The organism is Methylobacterium sp. P5_C11, assembly GCF_054049775.1.
The window spans coordinates 1-18,977 of sequence record NZ_JBFULS010000066.1 but is presented as its reverse complement, the minus strand read 5'-3'; the positions used below and the strand labels follow the sequence as shown (position 1 = coordinate 18,977).

The 18,977-nt window shown below is 68.4% G+C and carries 22 protein-coding genes; 12 read left to right on the top strand and 10 right to left on the bottom strand.

Going from position 1 to position 18,977, the window contains the following annotated elements:
* Positions 1-134: 134 nt before the first annotated feature.
* The 4 genes from ACXJKQ_RS24365 (at position 135) to ACXJKQ_RS24350 (ending at position 2,231) form a co-directional block, all read left to right on the top strand.
* On the top strand, positions 135-599 hold the full coding sequence (locus ACXJKQ_RS24365; RefSeq protein WP_457108274.1) for a YidB family protein: 465 nt from the start codon (positions 135-137) through the stop codon (positions 597-599).
* A 122-nt stretch (positions 600-721) separates the two neighbouring features.
* Positions 722-1,045: an ArsR/SmtB family transcription factor gene (locus ACXJKQ_RS24360; RefSeq protein ID WP_457108273.1), complete on the top strand. Its 324-nt coding sequence runs from the start codon at positions 722-724 to the stop codon at positions 1,043-1,045.
* A gap of 307 nt (positions 1,046-1,352) precedes the next feature.
* The gene (locus ACXJKQ_RS24355) at positions 1,353-1,778 is read left to right on the top strand and encodes a YeeE/YedE family protein (protein ID WP_457108272.1); all 426 of its coding nucleotides are present in this window, start codon (positions 1,353-1,355) and stop codon (positions 1,776-1,778) included.
* Positions 1,779-1,781: 3 nt separating this feature from the next.
* Positions 1,782-2,231 carry a DUF6691 family protein gene (locus ACXJKQ_RS24350; RefSeq protein WP_457108271.1) on the top strand — a complete coding sequence of 150 codons (450 nt, stop codon included), beginning with the start codon at positions 1,782-1,784 and terminating at the stop codon, positions 2,229-2,231.
* A 356-nt stretch (positions 2,232-2,587) separates the two neighbouring features.
* On the opposite strand, the gene ACXJKQ_RS24345 is transcribed toward ACXJKQ_RS24350, so the two are convergent.
* Positions 2,588-2,989, bottom strand: coding sequence for an ArsR/SmtB family transcription factor (locus tag ACXJKQ_RS24345; protein ID WP_457108270.1), 402 nt, complete (start codon positions 2,987-2,989; stop codon positions 2,588-2,590).
* 75 nt (positions 2,990-3,064) lie between these two features.
* Here ACXJKQ_RS24345 and ACXJKQ_RS24340 point away from each other — a divergent pair, with 75 nt between their 5' ends.
* Entirely contained in the window at positions 3,065-3,769 is a 705-nt protein-coding gene (locus ACXJKQ_RS24340) for a sigma-70 family RNA polymerase sigma factor (protein ID WP_457108269.1), read from the top strand.
* Between the two features lie 69 nt (positions 3,770-3,838).
* Here the strand turns inward: ACXJKQ_RS24340 and ACXJKQ_RS24335 are convergent, their stop codons facing one another.
* Positions 3,839-4,414 (bottom strand): hypothetical protein, encoded by a 576-nt coding sequence (locus ACXJKQ_RS24335; RefSeq protein WP_457108268.1) that lies wholly within the window; start codon positions 4,412-4,414, stop codon positions 3,839-3,841.
* 105 nt (positions 4,415-4,519) lie between these two features.
* Positions 4,520-4,768, bottom strand: a complete 249-nt coding sequence (locus tag ACXJKQ_RS24330; protein WP_457108267.1) for a hypothetical protein — start codon at positions 4,766-4,768, stop codon at positions 4,520-4,522.
* Positions 4,769-5,121: 353 nt separating this feature from the next.
* On the opposite strand from ACXJKQ_RS24330, the gene ACXJKQ_RS24325 reads away from it, so the two are divergent.
* The 3 genes from ACXJKQ_RS24325 to ACXJKQ_RS24315 all read left to right on the top strand — a co-directional run bounded on the left by ACXJKQ_RS24325 (position 5,122) and on the right by ACXJKQ_RS24315 (position 7,607).
* Entirely contained in the window at positions 5,122-5,382 is a 261-nt protein-coding gene (locus ACXJKQ_RS24325; RefSeq protein WP_457108266.1) for a hypothetical protein, read from the top strand.
* A 347-nt stretch (positions 5,383-5,729) separates the two neighbouring features.
* The gene (locus tag ACXJKQ_RS24320; RefSeq protein WP_457108265.1) at positions 5,730-5,993 is read left to right on the top strand and encodes a hypothetical protein; all 264 of its coding nucleotides are present in this window, start codon (positions 5,730-5,732) and stop codon (positions 5,991-5,993) included.
* 369 nt (positions 5,994-6,362) lie between these two features.
* Positions 6,363-7,607, top strand: coding sequence for a capsule biosynthesis protein (locus tag ACXJKQ_RS24315; RefSeq protein ID WP_457108264.1), 1,245 nt, complete (start codon positions 6,363-6,365; stop codon positions 7,605-7,607).
* 400 nt (positions 7,608-8,007) lie between these two features.
* Here ACXJKQ_RS24315 and ACXJKQ_RS24310 read toward each other — a convergent pair whose 3' ends face one another.
* Positions 8,008-10,758 (bottom strand): ATP-binding protein, encoded by a 2,751-nt coding sequence (locus ACXJKQ_RS24310; protein WP_457108263.1) that lies wholly within the window; start codon positions 10,756-10,758, stop codon positions 8,008-8,010.
* A gap of 65 nt (positions 10,759-10,823) precedes the next feature.
* Entirely contained in the window at positions 10,824-11,861 is a 1,038-nt protein-coding gene (locus tag ACXJKQ_RS24305) for an HD-GYP domain-containing protein (protein WP_457108262.1), read from the bottom strand.
* An 838-nt stretch (positions 11,862-12,699) separates the two neighbouring features.
* On the opposite strand from ACXJKQ_RS24305, the gene ACXJKQ_RS24300 reads away from it, so the two are divergent.
* Positions 12,700-13,194 (top strand): TadE/TadG family type IV pilus assembly protein, encoded by a 495-nt coding sequence (locus ACXJKQ_RS24300; RefSeq protein ID WP_457108261.1) that lies wholly within the window; start codon positions 12,700-12,702, stop codon positions 13,192-13,194.
* On the top strand, positions 13,188-13,775 hold the full coding sequence (locus tag ACXJKQ_RS24295; protein ID WP_457108260.1) for a TadE/TadG family type IV pilus assembly protein: 588 nt from the start codon (positions 13,188-13,190) through the stop codon (positions 13,773-13,775). Before ACXJKQ_RS24300 ends, ACXJKQ_RS24295 begins: the two co-directional genes overlap by 7 nt.
* A 246-nt stretch (positions 13,776-14,021) precedes the next feature.
* Here ACXJKQ_RS24295 and ACXJKQ_RS24290 read toward each other — a convergent pair whose 3' ends face one another.
* Positions 14,022-14,243, bottom strand: coding sequence for a hypothetical protein (locus ACXJKQ_RS24290; RefSeq protein WP_457108259.1), 222 nt, complete (start codon positions 14,241-14,243; stop codon positions 14,022-14,024).
* Positions 14,244-14,544: 301 nt separating this feature from the next.
* On the opposite strand from ACXJKQ_RS24290, the gene ACXJKQ_RS24285 reads away from it, so the two are divergent.
* A complete protein-coding gene (locus ACXJKQ_RS24285) occupies positions 14,545-14,781 on the top strand; it encodes a hypothetical protein (protein WP_457108258.1) in 237 nt (78 codons plus the stop codon).
* A gap of 87 nt (positions 14,782-14,868) precedes the next feature.
* On the opposite strand, the gene ACXJKQ_RS24280 is transcribed toward ACXJKQ_RS24285, so the two are convergent.
* A complete protein-coding gene (locus ACXJKQ_RS24280) occupies positions 14,869-15,264 on the bottom strand; it encodes a TonB family protein (RefSeq protein WP_457108257.1) in 396 nt (131 codons plus the stop codon).
* Positions 15,265-15,351: 87 nt separating this feature from the next.
* Positions 15,352-16,101, bottom strand: a complete 750-nt coding sequence (locus ACXJKQ_RS24275) for a sigma-70 family RNA polymerase sigma factor (RefSeq protein ID WP_457108256.1) — start codon at positions 16,099-16,101, stop codon at positions 15,352-15,354.
* 299 nt (positions 16,102-16,400) lie between these two features.
* On the opposite strand from ACXJKQ_RS24275, the gene ACXJKQ_RS24270 reads away from it, so the two are divergent.
* Positions 16,401-16,646 (top strand): hypothetical protein, encoded by a 246-nt coding sequence (locus ACXJKQ_RS24270; protein WP_457108255.1) that lies wholly within the window; start codon positions 16,401-16,403, stop codon positions 16,644-16,646.
* 99 nt (positions 16,647-16,745) lie between these two features.
* Here the strand turns inward: ACXJKQ_RS24270 and ACXJKQ_RS24265 are convergent, their stop codons facing one another.
* On the bottom strand, positions 16,746-17,603 hold the full coding sequence (locus ACXJKQ_RS24265; protein WP_457108254.1) for a manganese catalase family protein: 858 nt from the start codon (positions 17,601-17,603) through the stop codon (positions 16,746-16,748).
* Positions 17,604-18,022: 419 nt separating this feature from the next.
* Positions 18,023-18,304, bottom strand: a complete 282-nt coding sequence (locus ACXJKQ_RS24260; RefSeq protein ID WP_457108253.1) for a hypothetical protein — start codon at positions 18,302-18,304, stop codon at positions 18,023-18,025.
* Positions 18,305-18,977 lie beyond the last annotated feature (673 nt).

Sequence of the window (18,977 nt, the reverse complement as noted above, 5' to 3'; positions counted from 1 at the left end):
ACATCATCGCGGGTTGTGACGATGGCTCCTCGGGACACACTCCAGAGCGCATCTGTTGGCACACCCGTGCGTTGGGACAAGCGGTTCCCGCGGCGGACGCCCTCGACCCCGCCGCCCAAAGGTGGAGACGATCGATGCGTGATGGCTTCCCCTCCATGACGGCGCTCCTGGGCCTGCTCGCCCTGGCCGGCTACCAGAACAGGGACAAGCTCGCCGAATTGCTCGGCGGCGCAGGACAGGGCACTCCCGCGCCCGCCGGCCCCGCACCGGCATCCGGTGGCGGCCTCGGGGGTCTTCTCGGCGGCCTCATGGGCAACCAGCGCGGCGCGGACCCGGGCGGGTTTCTGAACAGCGGCCTGGCCGAGATGCTGGAGCGTTTCCAACAGGCCGGTCACGGGGCGGCGGCGCAGTCCTGGGTCAGCCAAGGCCCCAACCAGGAGATCACACCGCCGCACCTGGAGCAGGCCATCGGTCCAGACGTTCTGGCGGCCCTGACGCAGCGCACGGGGCTGTCGCGCGAGGAGCTGCTCGCGCGGCTCTCCCGAGAACTCCCACAGGCGGTCGACCGCTATACGCCCGACGGTCGGGTTCCGGCCTGAACGCGCTTCGCTGCGGCGGCCAACGCTGCAGCAGCGTCTTTCGGCCGCGGCGTGGCGACCCGCTGACATTATATTAGGGTCGCCTAAATAAGCGGTGTCCGACACTGTGGGATCAGGGGCCGATGGACGCCGCGACGCCGAATGAACTGATGCGCCTCCAGGACAAGGCCGGCGACGCTGCGCGCCTGCTCCGCCTCCTCGCCAACGAGAAGCGCCTGCTCGTCCTCTGCCTGCTCATCGCCCGCGGAGAGATGGACGTCACGCGCCTCGCAGAGGCGGTCGAACTCAGCCAGTCGGCGCTCTCGCAGCACCTCGCCAAGCTCCGGGAGGATGGGCTGGTCGCGTTCCGGCGGGAGAGCCAGACGCTCCACTACAGGCTCGAGGATCCCCGGACCGCCCGCATCCTGGCGACCCTCAAGGACATCTTTTGTCCGGACCTCGCCTGACGGCCGCGCCCGCGAAGGATCTCCGCCTCGAGCCCCGGGCAGTCCGGACGATCGCCGAGGCGCAGGCTCAGCCCGCCCCGGCGGGATGCCATCTCGGCGATCGCGGGGACGAGCCTTCTTCCCGTCGCGTTCGCCAGGAGGGGGTCTGCCGATCCAGGCGGACCTTGCCAAAACATTAGATTTCTCTAAATCAGTGATCTCTAATGTTTTTGCGCCCGGCCGCGGGAGCGAGCCGGTGCTGGATCGGTCCAGGCTCCGCCCGCGGACCGGGCCGGACCGTTCAGAGCGAAATTCGGGAGCGATCACCATGGACGGGTTCACACCCCTCAGTGCCGTTCTCGGCGGCGTCATGATCGGCACCGCGGCGGCGCTGTTCCTGCTCCTCAACGGACGCATCGCCGGCATCAGCGGCATCCTCGGCGGTCTGCTGGCCTTGCCCCCGGACGGGACCGGCTGGCGCGTCGCCTTCCTGGGAGGACTGGTGCTGGCGCCGCTCGCCTATGCCGGCTTGGGCGGAAGCCTGCCGCCGGTGACGGTCGACGCCGCGTTCCCGCTCTTGGCCGTTGCGGGCCTGCTGGTCGGGTTCGGCGCGCGCCTCGGGGCCGGATGTACGAGCGGCCACGGCGTCTGCGGCATCGGCCGCGGCTCGCCCCGCTCGCTGATCGCGACCGGCACCTTCATGGCCGTCGCCATGCTGACCGTCTTCGTCACGCGCCACCTCGTGGGAGCCTGAACCATGGCCAGAACGGTCTGCGCATTCGCCGTCGGCCTGCTGTTCGGCCTCGGCCTCCTAGTCTCCGGCATGGCCAATCCGGCCAAGGTCCTCGCCTTCCTCGACGTGACCGGACGCTGGGACCCGAGCCTCGCCCTCGTCATGGCAGGTGCCGTCACGGTGTCGGCCGTCGGCTACCACGTCGCCAAGCGCCGCGGGCGGCCGGTCTTCGCGCCGAGGCTCGACATCCCGACGCGCCGTGACCTCGACGCGCGTCTGATCGCCGGGGCCGCGATCTTCGGTCTCGGCTGGGGTCTGGCGGGACTGTGCCCCGGACCCGCCTTGACCATCCTCACGCTGGTGCCGACCCGGGCCGCGACGTTCGTGGCCGCCATGGTCGTCGGCATGCTGATGGTCGGCCTCGTACCCCGACCGGCCTCCGAGCCGACCGCGGCGAAGGGCGCCGATGCGTGATGCCCGCTCTTCCGGCCGCCGGTGTCGCGGCCGGGGAGGTGCTGGCCCGCCTCGAACGGCCGGACAGAGTGCCCGTCGACCTCCGCGGGGGCGAGGAATTTGCGAATTACGGGAAGGTCGTTGGCGCCGTCCACGTGCCGCACGGGCTCCTTTAATCCCCGGGTGATCCGGCGCAGTCGACCCATAAGCCCGAATTCGGGGGAGGCAGGAGTCGGGTTCTCCTCTGCGCGTCGGCCAACCGCTCGGCGCTCGCCGCCAGGCCGTCACGCAGGTGGCGGGCGCGTGTGCCGCGCGGGTTAAGGCGGCGGCGGCGTCGAACGTGCCTGAACCCCCGAAGTGGCGGGCGTTCGGCGGGATCAGGACCGCGTCGCGCCCGCCGCCTGCGTCGAGGCATGATCCGCCAGGGGCGTTCCGCACCGGCTTTTGCCCGGGGCCTCCCCCTCGGCTGCCGGAAGCCCGCAGCGTTCCGGTCGGTCCTGGCAGCATTCGCGCGTCGGAAAGACGGTCAGTCCCCTCACGGTCCCGGGAACTGCGACGTAGATGACCGACCGGGCCTGCCGGTGCGTGCGGACGAGGCCGGCGCCGGCGAGGTGCTGCATGTGGAAGGTCAGCGTCGAGGGCGCGCATTTGGCCGCCGCGGCGAGAGGACCCGCAGTCATGCCGTCGGGCAGCCGCCGCTGAAGCACGCGGAAGCCGCTAAGACGGGCGTCCTGCGCGAGGGTCGAGAGAACCGCCAAGGCCTCGTCAGCCTTCATCATGACGCCTTATTTCGATGAACATCGAAATTAAATGCATTCCAGATTAGCTTGGCCGTTGCGTGGAGAAGCCCAACAGTGACCGATCCCTCGCGCAGCGCCAAGCTGACGGCCGAATCCGTCGGCGACGGCAACCGCACGGCAGACCTCACGTCGCACCTCAAGGGTCCCTTACAGGACTACTTCGTCCTGGCCGAACAGATGCCCCTCCCGGAGAAGCTGTCGGATCTGGTCGGGCGGTTCGAGGCCGGGCTGGCACGCTCCGGCGAGCGGCTCGCCGCGACGTTTCGCGACGACCTCATTCGCGCCCTGCCAATGCTGCGGACCTTCGCCATGTCGCTCTGCGCGAACGAGGCGCGCGCCGACGACCTCGTGCAGGAGACGCTGGTCCGCGCGTGGTCGAATCAGGCGCGGTTCGCACCGGGTAGCAACTTCACCGCCTGGACCTTCACGATCCTGCGCAACCAGTTCTACAGCGAGATCCGCAAGGCCAAGCGGGAGGTCGAGGACGCCGACGGTGTCCATGCGAGCACCTTGACGGCGGCTCCGGATCAGGAGCATGCGGTCGCCCTCGGGTCGGTAATGAACCTGATCGGCACGCTGCCCTTGCCGCAGCGGCAAGCCCTCCTCTTGGTCGGCGCAGGGGGCTTCACCTACGAGGAGGCCGCGATCCGTCTCGGCTGCCAAGTCGGCACCGTGAAGAGTCGGGTCAGCCGGGCGCGCAACGTCCTCGTCGAAAGCCTTGCGCAGGACGCAGGGGCGCTGGGCTTCGCGGGCCTCTAGGATCCCCCCCGGACCATCCTCGACCACCGCCTTGGCCTTTGCTCTGCGGCGTAGGGTGCGGGCTCGGGATCACGGGGCGCGGCAGTCCATCGCGCCCGCGGCCTCGATTACGCTGAGGGCTCTGCGCCGGACCTCCAGACTCACATTCGGGCTGTCCGAGACGGCCGATGCGTCACGCTTCAGCGTCGCGTCGCACGCGCAGGAGTTGTACCCGGCCGTGTCGTAGCAGGCATCGTGGCGCATGCAGGCGGCGTCGAGGTCGTCGGTCGGGGGCAGGCCCTCGCCGCGCTGTCCCTTCCCGCAGTAATTGCCGTGGAACAGTTCCTTGCCGGCGATGACCCGGCCGAGGTCGCCCTTCGGTGGGATCGGTGCTTCCGGCCGGCCGCCCGGGTTGAGGTCGTTGGCCGGGCCGCCGGCCTTGGACCCGGACCCGCGCAACGTCTTCGGGATCTCGGACCGTTCGCCGGGCTCGTTCAGCGGCTCGCCGGTTCGTCCGTTCGGGTCGGACAGTTCCGGCAGCGGCGGGGGTGGCCCGGGGCGCGGTGCGCTCTCCTCTGTCGCCTGAGGCTCGATGACCGCCTGCGCCAGGGCGCCATGCGCCGCTAATGCGGCAACGGCGAAGACGAGTGCGCGGACGAGGGTCATGAGGGTTCCGAAGTGCTGCGGCGTGGCCGGGATCGACGGTCCAGGTGGCCCAGGTGGTTCGGAGCCTGGGCCGGCTGACGAGGCGCGGGTCTGTCGTCGGTGGCGCTAGTAGCCGTAGCGATACCCGCCGAAGCGACGGCCCTCGATCACCCGCACATCCCTGCGGCCGTACCCGCCGAAGTCCCGGTGACGACGATATCCGTGGGCGGGCGCCCAGGGCGGGGGACCGCCGTGCCGGAAGCCACGCTCGCCGCGAGCCCAGGGCGGATCGGCCAGGGCGGCTGAGGAAGAGCCGAGAACGCCCCCCGCGACCGTCAGGGTACCGAGCAGGATCAATATCGTTGTGCGGATCATGGATGCCTCCCGCGCAGCGGGATCGGCCCCGGCGCGGTCCAGATACGGTGCACGGCCCAAAACCGTTCCGCACCAAGTGACGCGTGACGTGCCACCGCTCCAACTAGGCCCCGCCGCTCCAACGCACTTGGCGCGGCCTCACACGAATACGGTAAGTCCAAAACACGACGTTCGTATTCGCCTCCGCAGCGGCCCTGCTTTGCAAAACTGGCAAACTCATCCCGGAGGCCGGCGCGCAGATTCAAGAACTTCAGCGCTGATTGCGCGGAACCGTGAAGCCAGAACCGTCTCATTTCTTGGGAACGGTCGCGGGAACAACGCCGTTAAATGGGCCTCAACGGAGGAGACACTTGATGCGACGCTTGCCGATCATCGTTCTCGCCACCCTCGCCCTTGGGGGCAGCGCCCTCGCCACCGAGCAGGGGGCGTCGTCCAAGACCCCGGGGCACGAGATGCAGGAGCGCGGAAGCCGGGCGGGGAGCCCCGGCGCGTCCGGCTACGCGCCGGGCCACGAGATGAAGTCCGGCGGGATGGAGTCGACCGGTTCGACCACGCGGACCGGTGGCACCGCGACCGGCACCTCGGGCGCCGGCTCGACCGGAACCCGCCGCTGACGCACCTGCTGCCGCCCCGGCTGGCCTTCCCGGCCGGTCGGGGCGCATGTCCGAAGGGCGAGGCCCGGCGACCGGCCGTCTCGACCCTGCAAAGACCGTGAGGCCGCACCGGCAATCCTATCGGGACGATGCGAACCCTTTCCGGCGCCTCGCATGAGCCGTATCGGCGACCGACGTGCCCCAGACCGCCCGATACAGCCTCACCCGACACAAGGCGACAAGTCTTCGTCAGACAATCACACTCCATGAACGATTGATGAATGAATAGCCCCGAATAATCGAAGACCCATTTCGGAACCGTCGTGTGCCGAAGTGTATTTATCCTCTGAAATCGCAATGGGAGACAGATGATGACCAAGCTTGCCCTCACACTGGCTGCCGGCGCTGCCTTGCTGGGCGCCGCGTCTGCGGCCCAGGCGCATGAATGGGGAAGCGGTTACGGCTACGGTGATGGACCGGGTTATGGCCATTCCCGCGTGATCGTCCGCGAGGGCTACCGCGACGGTTACCGCGGGGTCCGGTTCGGCCATCGCGAATGGGACCGTCCCGGTGTCCGCGTGATCGAGCGCCGCGGCTACGGCTACGGTCACCGTGACGACTGGGACGACTGATCCCATCTGACAAGCCGGATCGATCGATGGGGCGTCCTTCGCGGGGCGCCCCATTGTCGTGCGGGAGCAGCGTAGCGCAAAGAGGGGCCGACCTTCCTTCGCGAAGGCCGTCCGGTCCGCGCGTCCGCTGGGCGCGTGCCCGCGCGACGCGACCGGACGGGTCTTCGCGATCCGGAGACGGATGGTGTCATCGTGTGCACCGAGGGACAGGCGGCCCAAGCGAGGGCTGTCGGCCCGCTCCGATGACCCGATCCGAGGGGTTGCAGTGGACATGCTTTCGCCGCCTGGCCGTGTGACTGGCTTGGCGAATTGCATGCACGCCTCGCGGGCCGATCACGCCCGCGCCGGCCCCAGCTTCGAGTCGCAACGATGAACATGCAGGTCGAGAAGGCCTCGGGCAGGCCCCTGAAGGGCATCGACCGGAACACCGTGATCGCGCAGTCGCTCCGGCAATTCGCCCGCCTGCCGGGCCTTCCTGACACCAAGAAGGGTGTGCGTTCGTATCAGAGCCACGTCAAAAGCGATCCCTGGCTGCCGATCCTCTTCGTCGTCTGCTTCGTCCTGCCGACCCTGGGCGGGGCCATCTACTACGGCCTGATCGCCTCGGATCGCTACGTGACCGAGGCCCGGTTCGCGGTCCGGCCGACGGTCGGCACCACCGACAAGGCGACGCCCGATTCGGTCGGGACGAACGCAGGCGTGATCAAGGCGACGATCGCCCAGGAAACGCTGATCGCGCAGGAATACATCCACAGCCGACCGATGGTCGAAACGATCGCGGCCGAGCTCCCGATCCGCGAATGGTATGGCCGCGACAGCATCGACATGTTTTCCGGGTTCAACCCGGACAAGCCGGTCGAGAAATTCCTGCGCTATTGGAAGCGCCGGGTGGACGTCGACGTCGAATCCGCGTCCGGGATCATGTCGCTGTATGTCGAGGCTTTCGATCCGGACGAGTCCCTCGCCATCACCAAGGCGATCATGGCCGAAACCGAGCGGATGTTGAACGACCTCAGCATGCGGTCCCGCCAGGATGCCCTGGATGTGAGCGCGCGCGTCCTGAGAGCCGCCGACGAGCGCGAGGCGAAGGCCAGTGCGGCGCTGAACGACCTGCGCAACCGCGAAGGCGTGCTCGACGTCATCAAGTCGAACACCGCCACCATCAAGTCGGTGTCGGAATTGCGGGACTCGCGCACCAAGCTCGCCGTTCAGCTGTCGGTGCTCCAGCGGGATCTCGGCCCGCAGGCCCGCAGCATCATCGACCTCAAGCAGCAGATCAACGACCTCGATGCGAACATTGCCAAGGTCCAGCAACAGCTGGCCGGCACCGCACCGACGGAGAAGCGTCGACTTTCGGACGCGCTCACCCGATTCGAAGACCTCGAGCACGAGCGCGAGAATGCCGAGAAATACCATCGTGACGTGCAACTGGCCTATGACCGCGCCCGCATCGTGGCCCAGCAGCAGGTGGTGGCCCTGGCGCCGATCGTCGAACCCATCAAGGCCGGGTCTTCCACCGAGCCCAGACGGGTTCTGATGATGAGCATCGTCACCGCCGCCGCCGCCGTTCTGTTCGCGGCCGCGGTGTTCATCCGCCGGGTGCTCATGAATTGAGGCTGGCCGGGATCGGTACGGACGCCGATCCCAGGCGCAAGGAGGTCGAGCGGTGGCGCGGCCCGGCACGCACGAAAAGGCCCGCCGCGGCGGACCGGGCGGGCTGAGGGAGTGCTTGGGAGGAAGCGCGACCGTATTGCGCGGCCGCCTGGCATACCAGCCTCAGGCGTGCAGGGCAGGTCTGCGTCGCCATAGGGCATCGTCGGGGAACGTTTGCGCCTGGCGCCCCGAGCGCCGCCGGTCCGCGATGGTCCGATCCTGCGCGCCGGTCGGGGAGGGGGCGTGCACACCGTGGCCGCGACGGCCCATTCGCGGGACGCCGGCCTCCGGCAGCGATCCGAGGCACGATTCGCAGACGTTGCGCCGGCCGCCGCGGATGCGCCAGCGATCCGTCTGAGTACTAGGCGGACGCAGCCCCGCCCTGCCAGGGCGAGTCTGCCGATCCCGCACCGTCGTGGGTGCGCGTCCGCTGCTCGAGTCCGCGGATCGTCGCGCCGAGCAGGTTGTCCAGCGCGTCGCAGACGGTTTCCGGTTCGGTGCAGACCGCGTTCCGGGCGGCCTCCTCGATGGCGCGCAGCCGCGCCACGAGGGCACGGGCGCCGACGTTCGCGCTCATCGACTTGAGGCTGTGCGCGGCCCTGGCGATGGCCGGCTGATCCAAGGCGGCGAGGGCGGACCTGAGGGCGTCGAGCGCCACCGGACCCTGCTCCCGGTACAGGCCGAGGATGCGGCCGAGGAACGCGCCGTCCCCGAGGGCGAGGAGCCCGTCCAGAACCTCGGCGTCGAGCAGATCGTCTGCAGTCGATGCCGCCACCGGGGCGATGACCGGAGCCATGTCCGATCCCGCCGCGGCGGCCGGCGAGGCCGCCGCGTCCCGAAGGGCCGGCGCATGCGCCTGCAGCAGATCGGCGAGTTGCCGCAGCGTGAACGGCTTCAGGAGGGTCCCGTCCATCCCGGCCGCCGCTGCGGCCTCCGCGGCCTCGCCGAGGACGTGGGCCGTGAGGGCGACGATCGGAGTGCGCCGGCCCGTGGCCACCTCGCGCTCCCGGATCGTCCGGGCGGCCGTGAACCCGTCCAGGACCGGCATGCTGCCGTCCATCAGGATCAGGTCGAAGGTCTGCGCCTGGGCGGCCGCGACGGCTGCGGCGCCGTCCTCGACGGTGACGACCGCCGTCACGCCGCAGCGGGCCAGGGCCTCGAGGGCGACCTCGCGGTTCACCGCGCTGTCGTCCGCGACCAGCACCCGCGCCTTCGTGAACCGCGGGAGCGGCTCCGCCACGATCGTGGGGGCGTTCGAAGGGGCGAAGGCCCGCCCCTCGGCGAGCGCCGCCAGGACCGGCTGCCACTCCGCCTGGGTCACCGGCCAGCGCAGAACCTCATCGGCGAGGCCGGCCCGGAGTACCCGGTCGGCCGCACCGTCACCCGGCGCCGCGACGACCAAGACCCGCGCGGATGCATCCGGCCGGCGGCCAGCGGCGACCAGGTCGGACGCGTCGAGGATCCAGTGGGCCGGCCCGCCGCCGGCCTCCGCGACCGGCACGAAGCCGGCCGCGCTCAGGCTGGCGGCGAGGGCGGACCGGGTGGCGGGACCGGCCGCGCGCAGCACGAGTGCCGCCGGAACCGCGGCGTCGCGCTGGATCGGACAGGCCGGTTCGACGACCGTCACGGGGATGCGCGCCGAGAACGTCGATCCCGCGCCCACGCGGCTCTGAACCGCGACGGTGCCACCCATCGCGGCGATGATCTGCTGCGCGATCGAGAGCCCCAGGCCGGTCCCCCCGAAACGGCGGGTGGTGGATTGGTCGGCCTGCGAGAAGGCCGAGAAGATCGTGGCGAGCTTGTCCTGGGGGATGCCGATGCCGGTATCGGTGACGGCGACGATGAGGCATCCGTCCCCGGCATCGAGGGCCATCCGGACGGTGACGTGGCCGGCCTCCGTGAACTTCAGCGCGTTCGACACGAAGTTGCTCACCACCTGCCCCAGGCGGACCGGGTCGCCGAGGATGAGCCGCGGCACCGCAGGCGCGAGGTCGGCCGCGAGGTCGAGCCCGGCCGACCGAGCGCGTTCGGCGAAGAGTGTCACCACGGTATCGGCGATCTCGGCGGGATTCACGGGGACGCTCTCGAGATCGAGCTTGCCCGCCTCGATCTTCGCGAAGTCGAGGATGTCGTTGATGATCGCAAGCAGCGACTTGCCGGACCGGGCGATCACCTCGGCGTACCGGCGCTGGCGCACCGGCAGGTCGGAACTCGCCAGCAGTTCGGCCATCACCAGCACGCCGTTCATCGGGGTCCGGATCTCGTGGCTCATCGTGGCCAGGAAGGTCGATTTGGCGGCGTTGGCGGCGTCGGCGGCCTGCTTGGCCTGGCTCAGATCCGCCGTCCGGGCGCGGACCTCTCCTTCGAGGTGGGCGCTGTGCGCCGCGAGGCGGTGATCGCGCTCGTTCACGGCAGAGAGCAGGTCGTTGAAGGTGCGCGCCAGCGCACCGACCTCGTCGTCGCTCACCACGGGGGCGCGCTGCCCATAGTCGTGGCGCAGCCGGACCGCGTCCATGGTGCGGGCCAGCGCGGCCAGCGGGCGCGTGACGCTGCGCTGGAGGTAGAGCGACACCCCGAGACCGATCGCGACGGCCAGCAGCGCCGCCAGGGCGGCGTTCTGTGCGGCGGCCCCGACGTGATCGAGGATGTCGTCGGTCTCGCCGACCAGAACGACCCGGCCGATGGGGCGCCCGTTCTCCAGGATCGGCGCGGTCGCCTGGAGGCTCCGGGTCTTGAGCAGGCGCAGGAGCGAGAGATCCTCACCATCCTGGGCGGTATCCCGCGTCAGGCGCAGGCCGAGCCCCTGCTCGGCGAGCACGACCCCGTCGGGCCGCTCGATCGCCCCGTAGACGATGGATGGGACTTGGCCGATCGCCCGCAGGGAGGCGGCGGCCGCATCGGCGTCGTTCTCGGCCGTCGCCCGGGCGCCCCCGTGGGCGAAGACCTGCGCGACCGCCGCCAGTGCGGCGTGCTTGTCGGCGGCATAGCGGGAGACCTCGCGCCAGACCGACAGGGCCGCCGCCAAGACGAGGGCCGCCGTGACGGCGCCGGTCACCGCCAGCGCCAGTCTGCCGGCCAGGGAACGTTTCGGCCTGAGCCACGCGAGGGACACGCTTCGCTCCTTCAGGAGGCCCGGACGGGCCGGATCGCGGGGAGGGATCGCCGGTGGCGACCGGATCAGGCGGCGGCCCGGGTGCAGGTGCGCGCCACCGCGTCCCAGCCGGCCAGGAAGGCATCGACGCAACGCGGGTCGAAATGGCGCCCGGCCTGCTCCATGACGAAGGCCCGTGCGCGCTCGATCGGCCAGGCCGCCTTGTAGGGGCGCTCCGTCACCAGGGCGTCGAAGACGTCCGCCACGGCCACGATGCGCCCGGAAAGCGGGATCGCCTCACCGTGGAGGCCCTTCGGATAACCGGTCCCGTCCCAGCGCTCGTGGTGGCTCTCGGCGATCTCGGCGGCCAGCCGCACGACGTCGGAGGTGCTGCCCTCGAGAATCCGCCGGCCGCGCTCGGCGTGCTTCTCCATCTCGGCGCGCTCCTCGGCGGAGAGCGGTCCCGGCTTGAGCAGGATCGCGTCGGGAACGCCGATCTTGCCGACATCGTGCATCGTGGAGGCGAGCTTCAGGATCCGGATCTCCGCCGGCGCGAAACCGAGGTTTCCGGCGATGACGCCGACGTAGCCGGCCACCCGGGCGATGTGATCGCCGGTATCAGTGTCGCGGTGCTCGGCGGCGCGCATCAGCAGGGCGATGATCTCGCGCTCCCGCGCCTCGATCACCGCGACCGCAGCCGCGACCTCGCGGGCGAGCCACGCGGCCCGGTCCTGCTCCTGCCGGTGGGCCGCGCTGATCTTCATCAGGTTGGTGATGCGCGCCTGGATCTCGACGGGATCGCAGGGCTTACCGAGGAAGTCGGTGGCGCCGGCGCGCAGGGCCTGATGGCGCAGACTGCGCTGGTCGAGGCTCGTCACCATGACGATCGGCACGTGCTCGAAGCCCCGGACCGCCCGCGCCGCCGCGATGACGTCGAGGCCGGTCAGGCCGGGCATGTCGTAGTCGGTGACGACGACCCCGATCCGGTCGACGTTGGACCGCAGGAAGTCGAGCGCCGTCACGGGGCAGGTGAACGCCACCGGCTCGCAATCGGCCACGGGCTTGAGCGCCTGCATGACCAGCAGGTTGTTCATCTCGGAATCGTCGAGGATCAGGGCGAGCACCGTGTCACTCCCACACGACGGACCGGCAGCGAAGGGCCTGCACCCCGTCCCCCCTCATTGCGACAGCCGCGTCGAGCCCGGCAGTTGACCAATCTCCTTGAGCCCCCGCACCCTCGTCACGTCCGCGCGCGCGTTCCGACAGGGGCTCGAGGCTTGGTAGAGGTCGGTCTGCTGGACCACGATCGCGGCCCGCTTCGACGGGATACGCGCAGCACCTAAAGATTTTGTGGTTCCTGACGGACAAAGCCTATCGTGGACCGACGACCGTCGTTTTACAGTAAACGATATCAATCCGTTTGCGGGCCAGGGTCGCCAGCTGCCCAATCGAACGATCGGCGCGCGCAATGAAAGATGTTTCAGTCCAAAATTTTTCAACTTGAGCGTGCGGCAACGCCACGAGGACGCGATTCATGTGTCCAGAACGCCATAAAGCGGAAAATTAGCGTTGGCCTTGAACCGTTTCTAAAGAGGCCTGCCGCAAGATCGTCCGGTCGGCGCCAGGGTGGCACGACGGGGGCAGGCGCAGGACCTGCAGAGTTCGCTGTTCATGATGAGTATCCTGAGGCGCGGCGGTTCGCAGGTTCCACAGCGATCGGCTGCGATCGGATCTGACGACGGCGCTCACCCGGCGGCGCCGGCAAGTCTCTTGAGAGTTTTTTCCTTGGTCGCCACCGTGGCGCGCGCACGCTCCGGGCTGTCCGCCGCCGAACCCGTGCGACCGGCCGACCTGACCGACCGCATGCGCTTGGTCTTCCTCCGCTTGCGAAGGCCGCGCGGCCGCATTGCTGCCGCCGGATGCGGCCGGCGGTTTGCCGCCCATCGCGCCGGCGCCTCCGCGGTGGAGTTCGCGCTGCTTGCGGCCCCGTTCCTGGCGCTGCTGGGCGTCGTCGCGGAATCCGGCGTCGTGGCCATCGAGCAGCAGACCCTCGACATCGCGGTCGATCGCAGCATCCGACAGTTGCGCACCGGCACCTTTCAGGAGGGCTCGGACGGCAGCGATCCGAGCCAGCGCTTCCGCAAGATCGTCTGCAGCAGCCCGACGGCGCTGTTCCCCTGCGCCGATCTGCGCCTCGACGTGTCGCGGACGTCCTCGTTCGCGTCCTCGCAACCGGCGGAACCCTTCGACAAGACGACGAAAACCTGGACGGTCGGCTTCGGCCAGCGGTTCGAATGCCCCCAGGGCGGGGATACGGTGACCGTCCGGGTCGCCGTGCCCGTGATGCGCCTGTTCCAGATGCTGGATTTCACCGGCCGGATCATGTCCGACAAGTCGCAGCTGCTGATCGCGACCGAGATATTCCGGGTCGAGGATTACGAGCCGAAGCCGTGCTGAGTGGCCGCCTCCGCGCCGGTCTGTTGCGCTTCATCGGCTGCCGGGATGGCGTCAGCGCGATCGAGTTCAGCATGATCGCGCCGATCCTGCTGCTGGTCTTCATAGGGTCGATCGAGCTGCCCCGCGCGTACATGATCGGCAAGCGCCTCGACAACGCCGCGACCACGATGGCGGATCTGATCTCCCGCGGCAGCTACACCGATCTCAAGCCGGTCTTCGACGCGACGAGCGTGATCGCCAATCCCTACGACGTGACCCGGGCCAGCATCGTGCTGACGGCGGCCGGCACCTACAGCACCGGCGGCTCAGCGACGACCCAAGTCTGTTCGAGCGCCCAATCCAACGGACAAGCCTACGCGACCGGCGCGTCCCTCGGGCCGCCGCCGCCCGGAATGACCCGAAACGGAGATCGCTTCGTCGTCTCGGAAGTCACGATGACCTATCGGCCGCTGTTTCCGGTCATTACGAAGCTGACCCAATGGACGTTCCGCTACAGGAAAGTCTGGCCGGTCCGCGGCGGCGAAGTCTACAACGGGCAGAGCGAGGTCGTTCTGCCCGGCGGCAAGCCGTGCCCGGCCTGATCACCGGGCGCGGGTCAGTACCGTCAGGCAGAGTGTGCGGCTGTCGAAAGGGGAGGCCGCGCCGAGGCCGGGCGAAGCGAACGAGCGCCGCCGACCAGAGGGCGGCAAGCGCGCGCAGCGTGGTGTCTTCGAGAGCCGGCGGCCATCGCTCGGGACGATGCCCGCGGCCAGTCGGGTTGTTGATCGGGGAAGGTGGCCGGCACCCCCGGATCTGCCGGGGGCGCCGGATCGCGGCCCATGCCCGCCTCAGCGGTTCGAAACCGCCGTGGCAACGACCCGAGGCGTGGCCGGGCTCGCCGGGACGAGGCGCGGCGTCGTGGTCAGCTCGGAGGCCGGGCGGACGGTCGCCGTGGGACGGGCCTGCTCGCGGTAGAGCGGCGGGGTCAGGGTGACGGCCTCGTCGGCCAGGGCAGTGCCGATCATCGGAACGGCGGCGAGGGCGGCGAGAACGAGGGTGCGAACGGTCATGGTGGAAGGTCCTCTCGGTGTCCGGGTCGTGCCCGGCGTCGAGGGATCATTTACGCTGCACAGCAACATGATCCAAACAGATGAGATCGATTTCAGATATCGATGACATCAATGTCTGGATGACGCAGTTCAATCGCTATCCCCGAGACGAGGGCGACGGCCGCACGGCGGCCGCGGAACGATCGGGTTAATCGAATATCAATCCTCTCCGCCGAAGGTCTGGCGAAAAGCCAAAATTACTTCATTTTACAAAGATTTAGCGCGTAAAATTTTATCTTTTCGCGTGAAAGGAGTCGGCCCGTTGCTGATTGCTGCCCTGCTCTTCGCGGTGGGCATGTTGGAGGGCTGGCGGTACCGGGCCTCGGTTCTGATGGCGAGCTCGATGCTGATCAGCCTCGCCTGGTTGGCAGTCTGGGCGTTCGTGTGGACGCGCCTCGATGCCGAGAAGATCCTGTTGCTGTTCGGCTACCTCACCGCCCACCAGGCGGGCTATCTCATAGGCGCCTATCTCGGCGTGGACGCTGACAGCGACCGGTGAGCGTGGCCCCCGGATCGACGCGCTTCCGTCCTCGGCATGCGGTCGCGCCGATGACGCCGTGTTCGGGGGCAAATCGCGCCCCTGCGCTCAGCGGCCGAGTTGCACCGGGATGCTCAGATCGACGGTTCCGGCCTCGCTCAACAGCGGTGCCGGCGGGGCGGCGGTCGGGCCGATGTCACGTACGGCGCGGAGCGCGCGCCGATCGAGGCCCTCGGATCCGGAACTGCGCTCGATCTCCGCCCGCTGGACCGCCCCATCCGCCGCGATCTCCAGGCGGACCACCACGGTCCCGGCCCGACGAACGGGCTCCCTGCCCCTCTCGGCACGGCCGGCGGCGTCGATCCGCGTGACGAGATCCGAGAGCCAGCCTCGCACCTCCGGCCCGGTGTGCTCCCGGGCCGCGGCCAGGGAGGTGGGGGCCAGGGTCAGGCCGAGAACGACGGCTCCGGCAGTCAGGACGCGCAACGACATGGAGAAGGGCATGGGGAATGGCGGCTCCGTCGGCCCGGGATCGCGGATCAACCCTACGCCCAGGGGCCGGTGTCTTGCGAGCCTTACCTCGAGCGGCGCTTACGACACCCGGGTCGCCTTCCGGCCCGTCGGGCCTGCCGCGGCCAGCATGACGTCGTCGCTCCCGACCTCCCCGCCGGTGTAGCCCAGCATCTCGGCGAGCTGCGTCCGAGCCCGCCAGACGCGGCTCTTCACCGTGCCGATCCGGCACCGCATGAGGGCGGCGGTCTCCTCATAGGTAAGGTTCTCGATCGCGACGGCCACGAGCGCCTGCCGCATCGCGGGCGCCAGACGGTCGAGGGCGGCCTGCACGTCGCTCAGATCGAGGTGGCCGCCCTGCTCGGGCAGCGAGACCAGCCGCTCGGCCTGCGCGCCGTCCTCGTCCTGCACCTCGCGCCCGCGCTTCCGGTGTTCGTTGTAGAACTGGTTGCGCATGATCGTGAACAGCCACGCTTCCAGGTTCGTGCCCGGGGCGAAGCTGGCGCGCGAGCGCCAGGCCCGCAGGAGCGTGTTCTGCAAGAGGTCGTCCGCGCCGCCCTGGCTGCGCAGGAGCGAGCGCGCGAAGCGCTGCAGGTTCGGCACCAGAGCCAGGAGCGAGGCCTGAAACGCCGCCTCCCGGCTGTCCTCGACCCGGCCGAAGGCACCGTCCAGCAACCTCAGCAACGCGGCGAAGCGAACCGCGATCGTCGGCTCGACCGTGTGGCGGGCGTAAGTCGCCGCCAGCAGATGGCCGAGATGATCCTGCACGTTCCCGGGGAGCCGAGGCACCCGCGTGGTGATTGTGTCCGCTTCGGGCGAGCGTTCGAGCATGTCAGTCGATCACCTGAGGGGTGTGAAAACACCGATGCGACGATCAATCCACGGATACCCCTTGGATGCCGCAACATAGATCATGGATCAGACAGATCTCAGAATTGATCTATGCGGGAACGATCGCCTATCTTGGCCGGAGCCGGAGCGGAAGGAACGATTTCGATGAGGATCTACGCGCCGAATATCCACCTGTCGCGGCATCGCAGCTGCCTCGGCCGAGGGAAAGATCTTACCGCTGCGAAGATCAGCCCCGGTCGCTATGACCGCGCGACAGGCCAGAAGGCGGGATCGCAGCCATGACCCGGGTCTCGGACCTCGAGGACGACCCCGCCTTCCAAGAGGCCGTCCTCGCGGTGCGGGGCGCGGCCAGCACCCTGAGCGGACGCGCCGTGACGGCCGAGGAGGCCCGCTTTCTGGTCGGCATCGCGCTCACGACCTTCGCGCATGCCGGTGGTCTCGACGAGCCGAGTCGGAGCCGGCTCGCCCGCTTCTCGGAGCGCTTCGGGCCGGGCACGGTCGTCGAGACGTTGACGAAGCACTGAACCCGGGCCGGCGGACGGGAGACTCAGGGACGCGGCGGCCGACCGCACGCCCATCCGGCCTCCGCCGGAGGGCCTAACGGCCGCCGGGTCGCCGCGGGGTCAGCCGATCTGCTGGCTCTCCGCCCCGCTATCGGGACGTGCCGGACCGAGCACCGGCTCCTCGCCCATCGGCTGGTTCTGGACCACGCTGAAGGTGCCCTTGCCATCGAGCGAGGGTCCCCGGGTCCAGCGCCCGGCCGGCGGCGGTGCACCGTCCGACGACGTCGCGAAGAAGGCGTAATTGAACTCCTGGTTCTCCTGCTCCTGCGGGAACGAGTTCGGGATCGGCAGCGTGCCCTCGTCCCCGCCGAGTTCCTCGATGACGGCCAGCCATTGCTGCTGGTGCATCGTGTCGCGGGCGATGAGGAAGCTCCACATGTCCCGCATGCCCGCATCGTCGGTGGCGTTGAAGAGCCGCACCGCGAGGACGCGACCGGTGCTCTCGGCGGCGGCGTTGCAATACATGTCGGCCGCGATGTTGCCGCTGGCGTAGACGTGGCTCATGTCGAAGGGCACGCCGTCCGCATTGCCCGGGAAGGCGGCCATGCCGGTGGACAGCAGCGTCTTGTGCAGCATGCCCTCGGCGATGTGGCGCGGATTTTCGCCGCCCATCACAGCGCCGACGATGGCATCGGCGGCCCCGGCTTCCTGCACCTTGGTGGGCGCGGTCTCGAGGTTCATCGCCACCGCTGTCGCGAGCATCTCGATATGGCCGAGTTCCTCCGTGGCCGTGTGGAGCAGCATGTCGCGATACTTGGTGGTCGGAGCGCGGTTGCCCCAGGCCTGGAAGAAGTACTGCATGCAAACGCGGATCTCGCCCTCGATGCCGCCGATCGCCTGCTGGAGCATGCGGGCGTAGATCGGGTCGGGGCTGTCGACCCTGACCGGGTACTGAAGCCGCTTGTCGTGATAGTACATCGTGTTTGTCCCTCGCGAGAGGCACGGCGCGCTCACGGGCACCGCACCATCGGCCGCCGGCGCGGTGCGCTCTGGAGCAGCGCGCCTGGTACCCTGGCCAACCCTGCTTCGGGGCCGAAGTTCGATCTGCGAAGATATTTAAATCGCTCAGATTTCGAACAGATCCGTTTTATCGCACCATATCAGGCTATTGGCCGTGATCGACTGGACAAATTCCGGGATCACGCCGCCATTTCCACGTAACACATGTTAGGCGATACTGGCCTGGACCAAGACCAGGGAAGCCACGCCGTGGCCGTTCGGGGCATTTCGCGGCGTCCGCAACCGGATTCCGGAGCGATGCCGGCCCCGGGCCTGCCTCGATCCAGGTCATCCGGCCAGGGTTGGGGACGGCCGCGCGGAGGCGGCACCGGTGCCGCTCAGATGAGGCCGATTCGCCGGGCGAGCATCATCGCGAAGGCGAGACAGGCGGCGAGGCTGACGATCAACATGGCGACATTGGTCCAGAACCGGACCGGACGGCTGGAGCCGTCGAGCCCGCTGGCGCGCAGCCGCACCCAGGGCACGTAGAGATAGAGGGCGATCAGCGTCAGGATCAGGAACGCGAAGGTCGCGATCCGGCCCGTCACGAGGGCGGCGCCGGCCAGGACGGCCCAGCCGACGACAAGGCCCAGCATGGTGAACAGGGCCGTCGAATTCACGTCCGCAGTCCCCCCTCAGCGGATGTTGTCGGCAGGGCGGCCGCAGCGCGCCTCAGTCCGTGACAGACCCTGTCAGGAAGCCCGTAGCATCGTCCGGACGGAGTGCAAGATCGGAAAAGCTTCTGGTGCTGCGAGAGAGGATTGAACTCTAAGTTTATCATAGTCAAACCAAAATTCAACCGTGCAACACCATACTGCAACACCGCCTCGGACAACCCAGGGCACCGTATGTGTGAGAGTTCGGTGTGATAGTCAAGGGCAACCTAGGGCTATCGTATGTGAACGCTCTAAGGCGAACGTAAGACAGGCTAGGTCATCGCGCAGAAGGCCAACTCCGTTGCATTCTAAGGGCCAACCGATGACGACTATAACTGTTATTCGCCTCCAACATCTTTGGTATTCTGAATCAGTCAGAAATTATCCGGCCAATTAGGTCAATATATATTACATAATCTCCAACGTATTGTTGACAATTATCAGAATTAGGGTATAATCACAATGTGACAAAGGAAATAATGCGTCGTTTTATCCTCAATTCCCGCATTTATTGACTTGCCTTGAATGAAATTTAAGCGCATAAAGGCGATATAGAGTTTTTACCGATTCTATCTAAGCCGCGGCGACCATTCAATTGCGAAGGTGCCGGTAAATCCACTGCGACACTGGTATATCC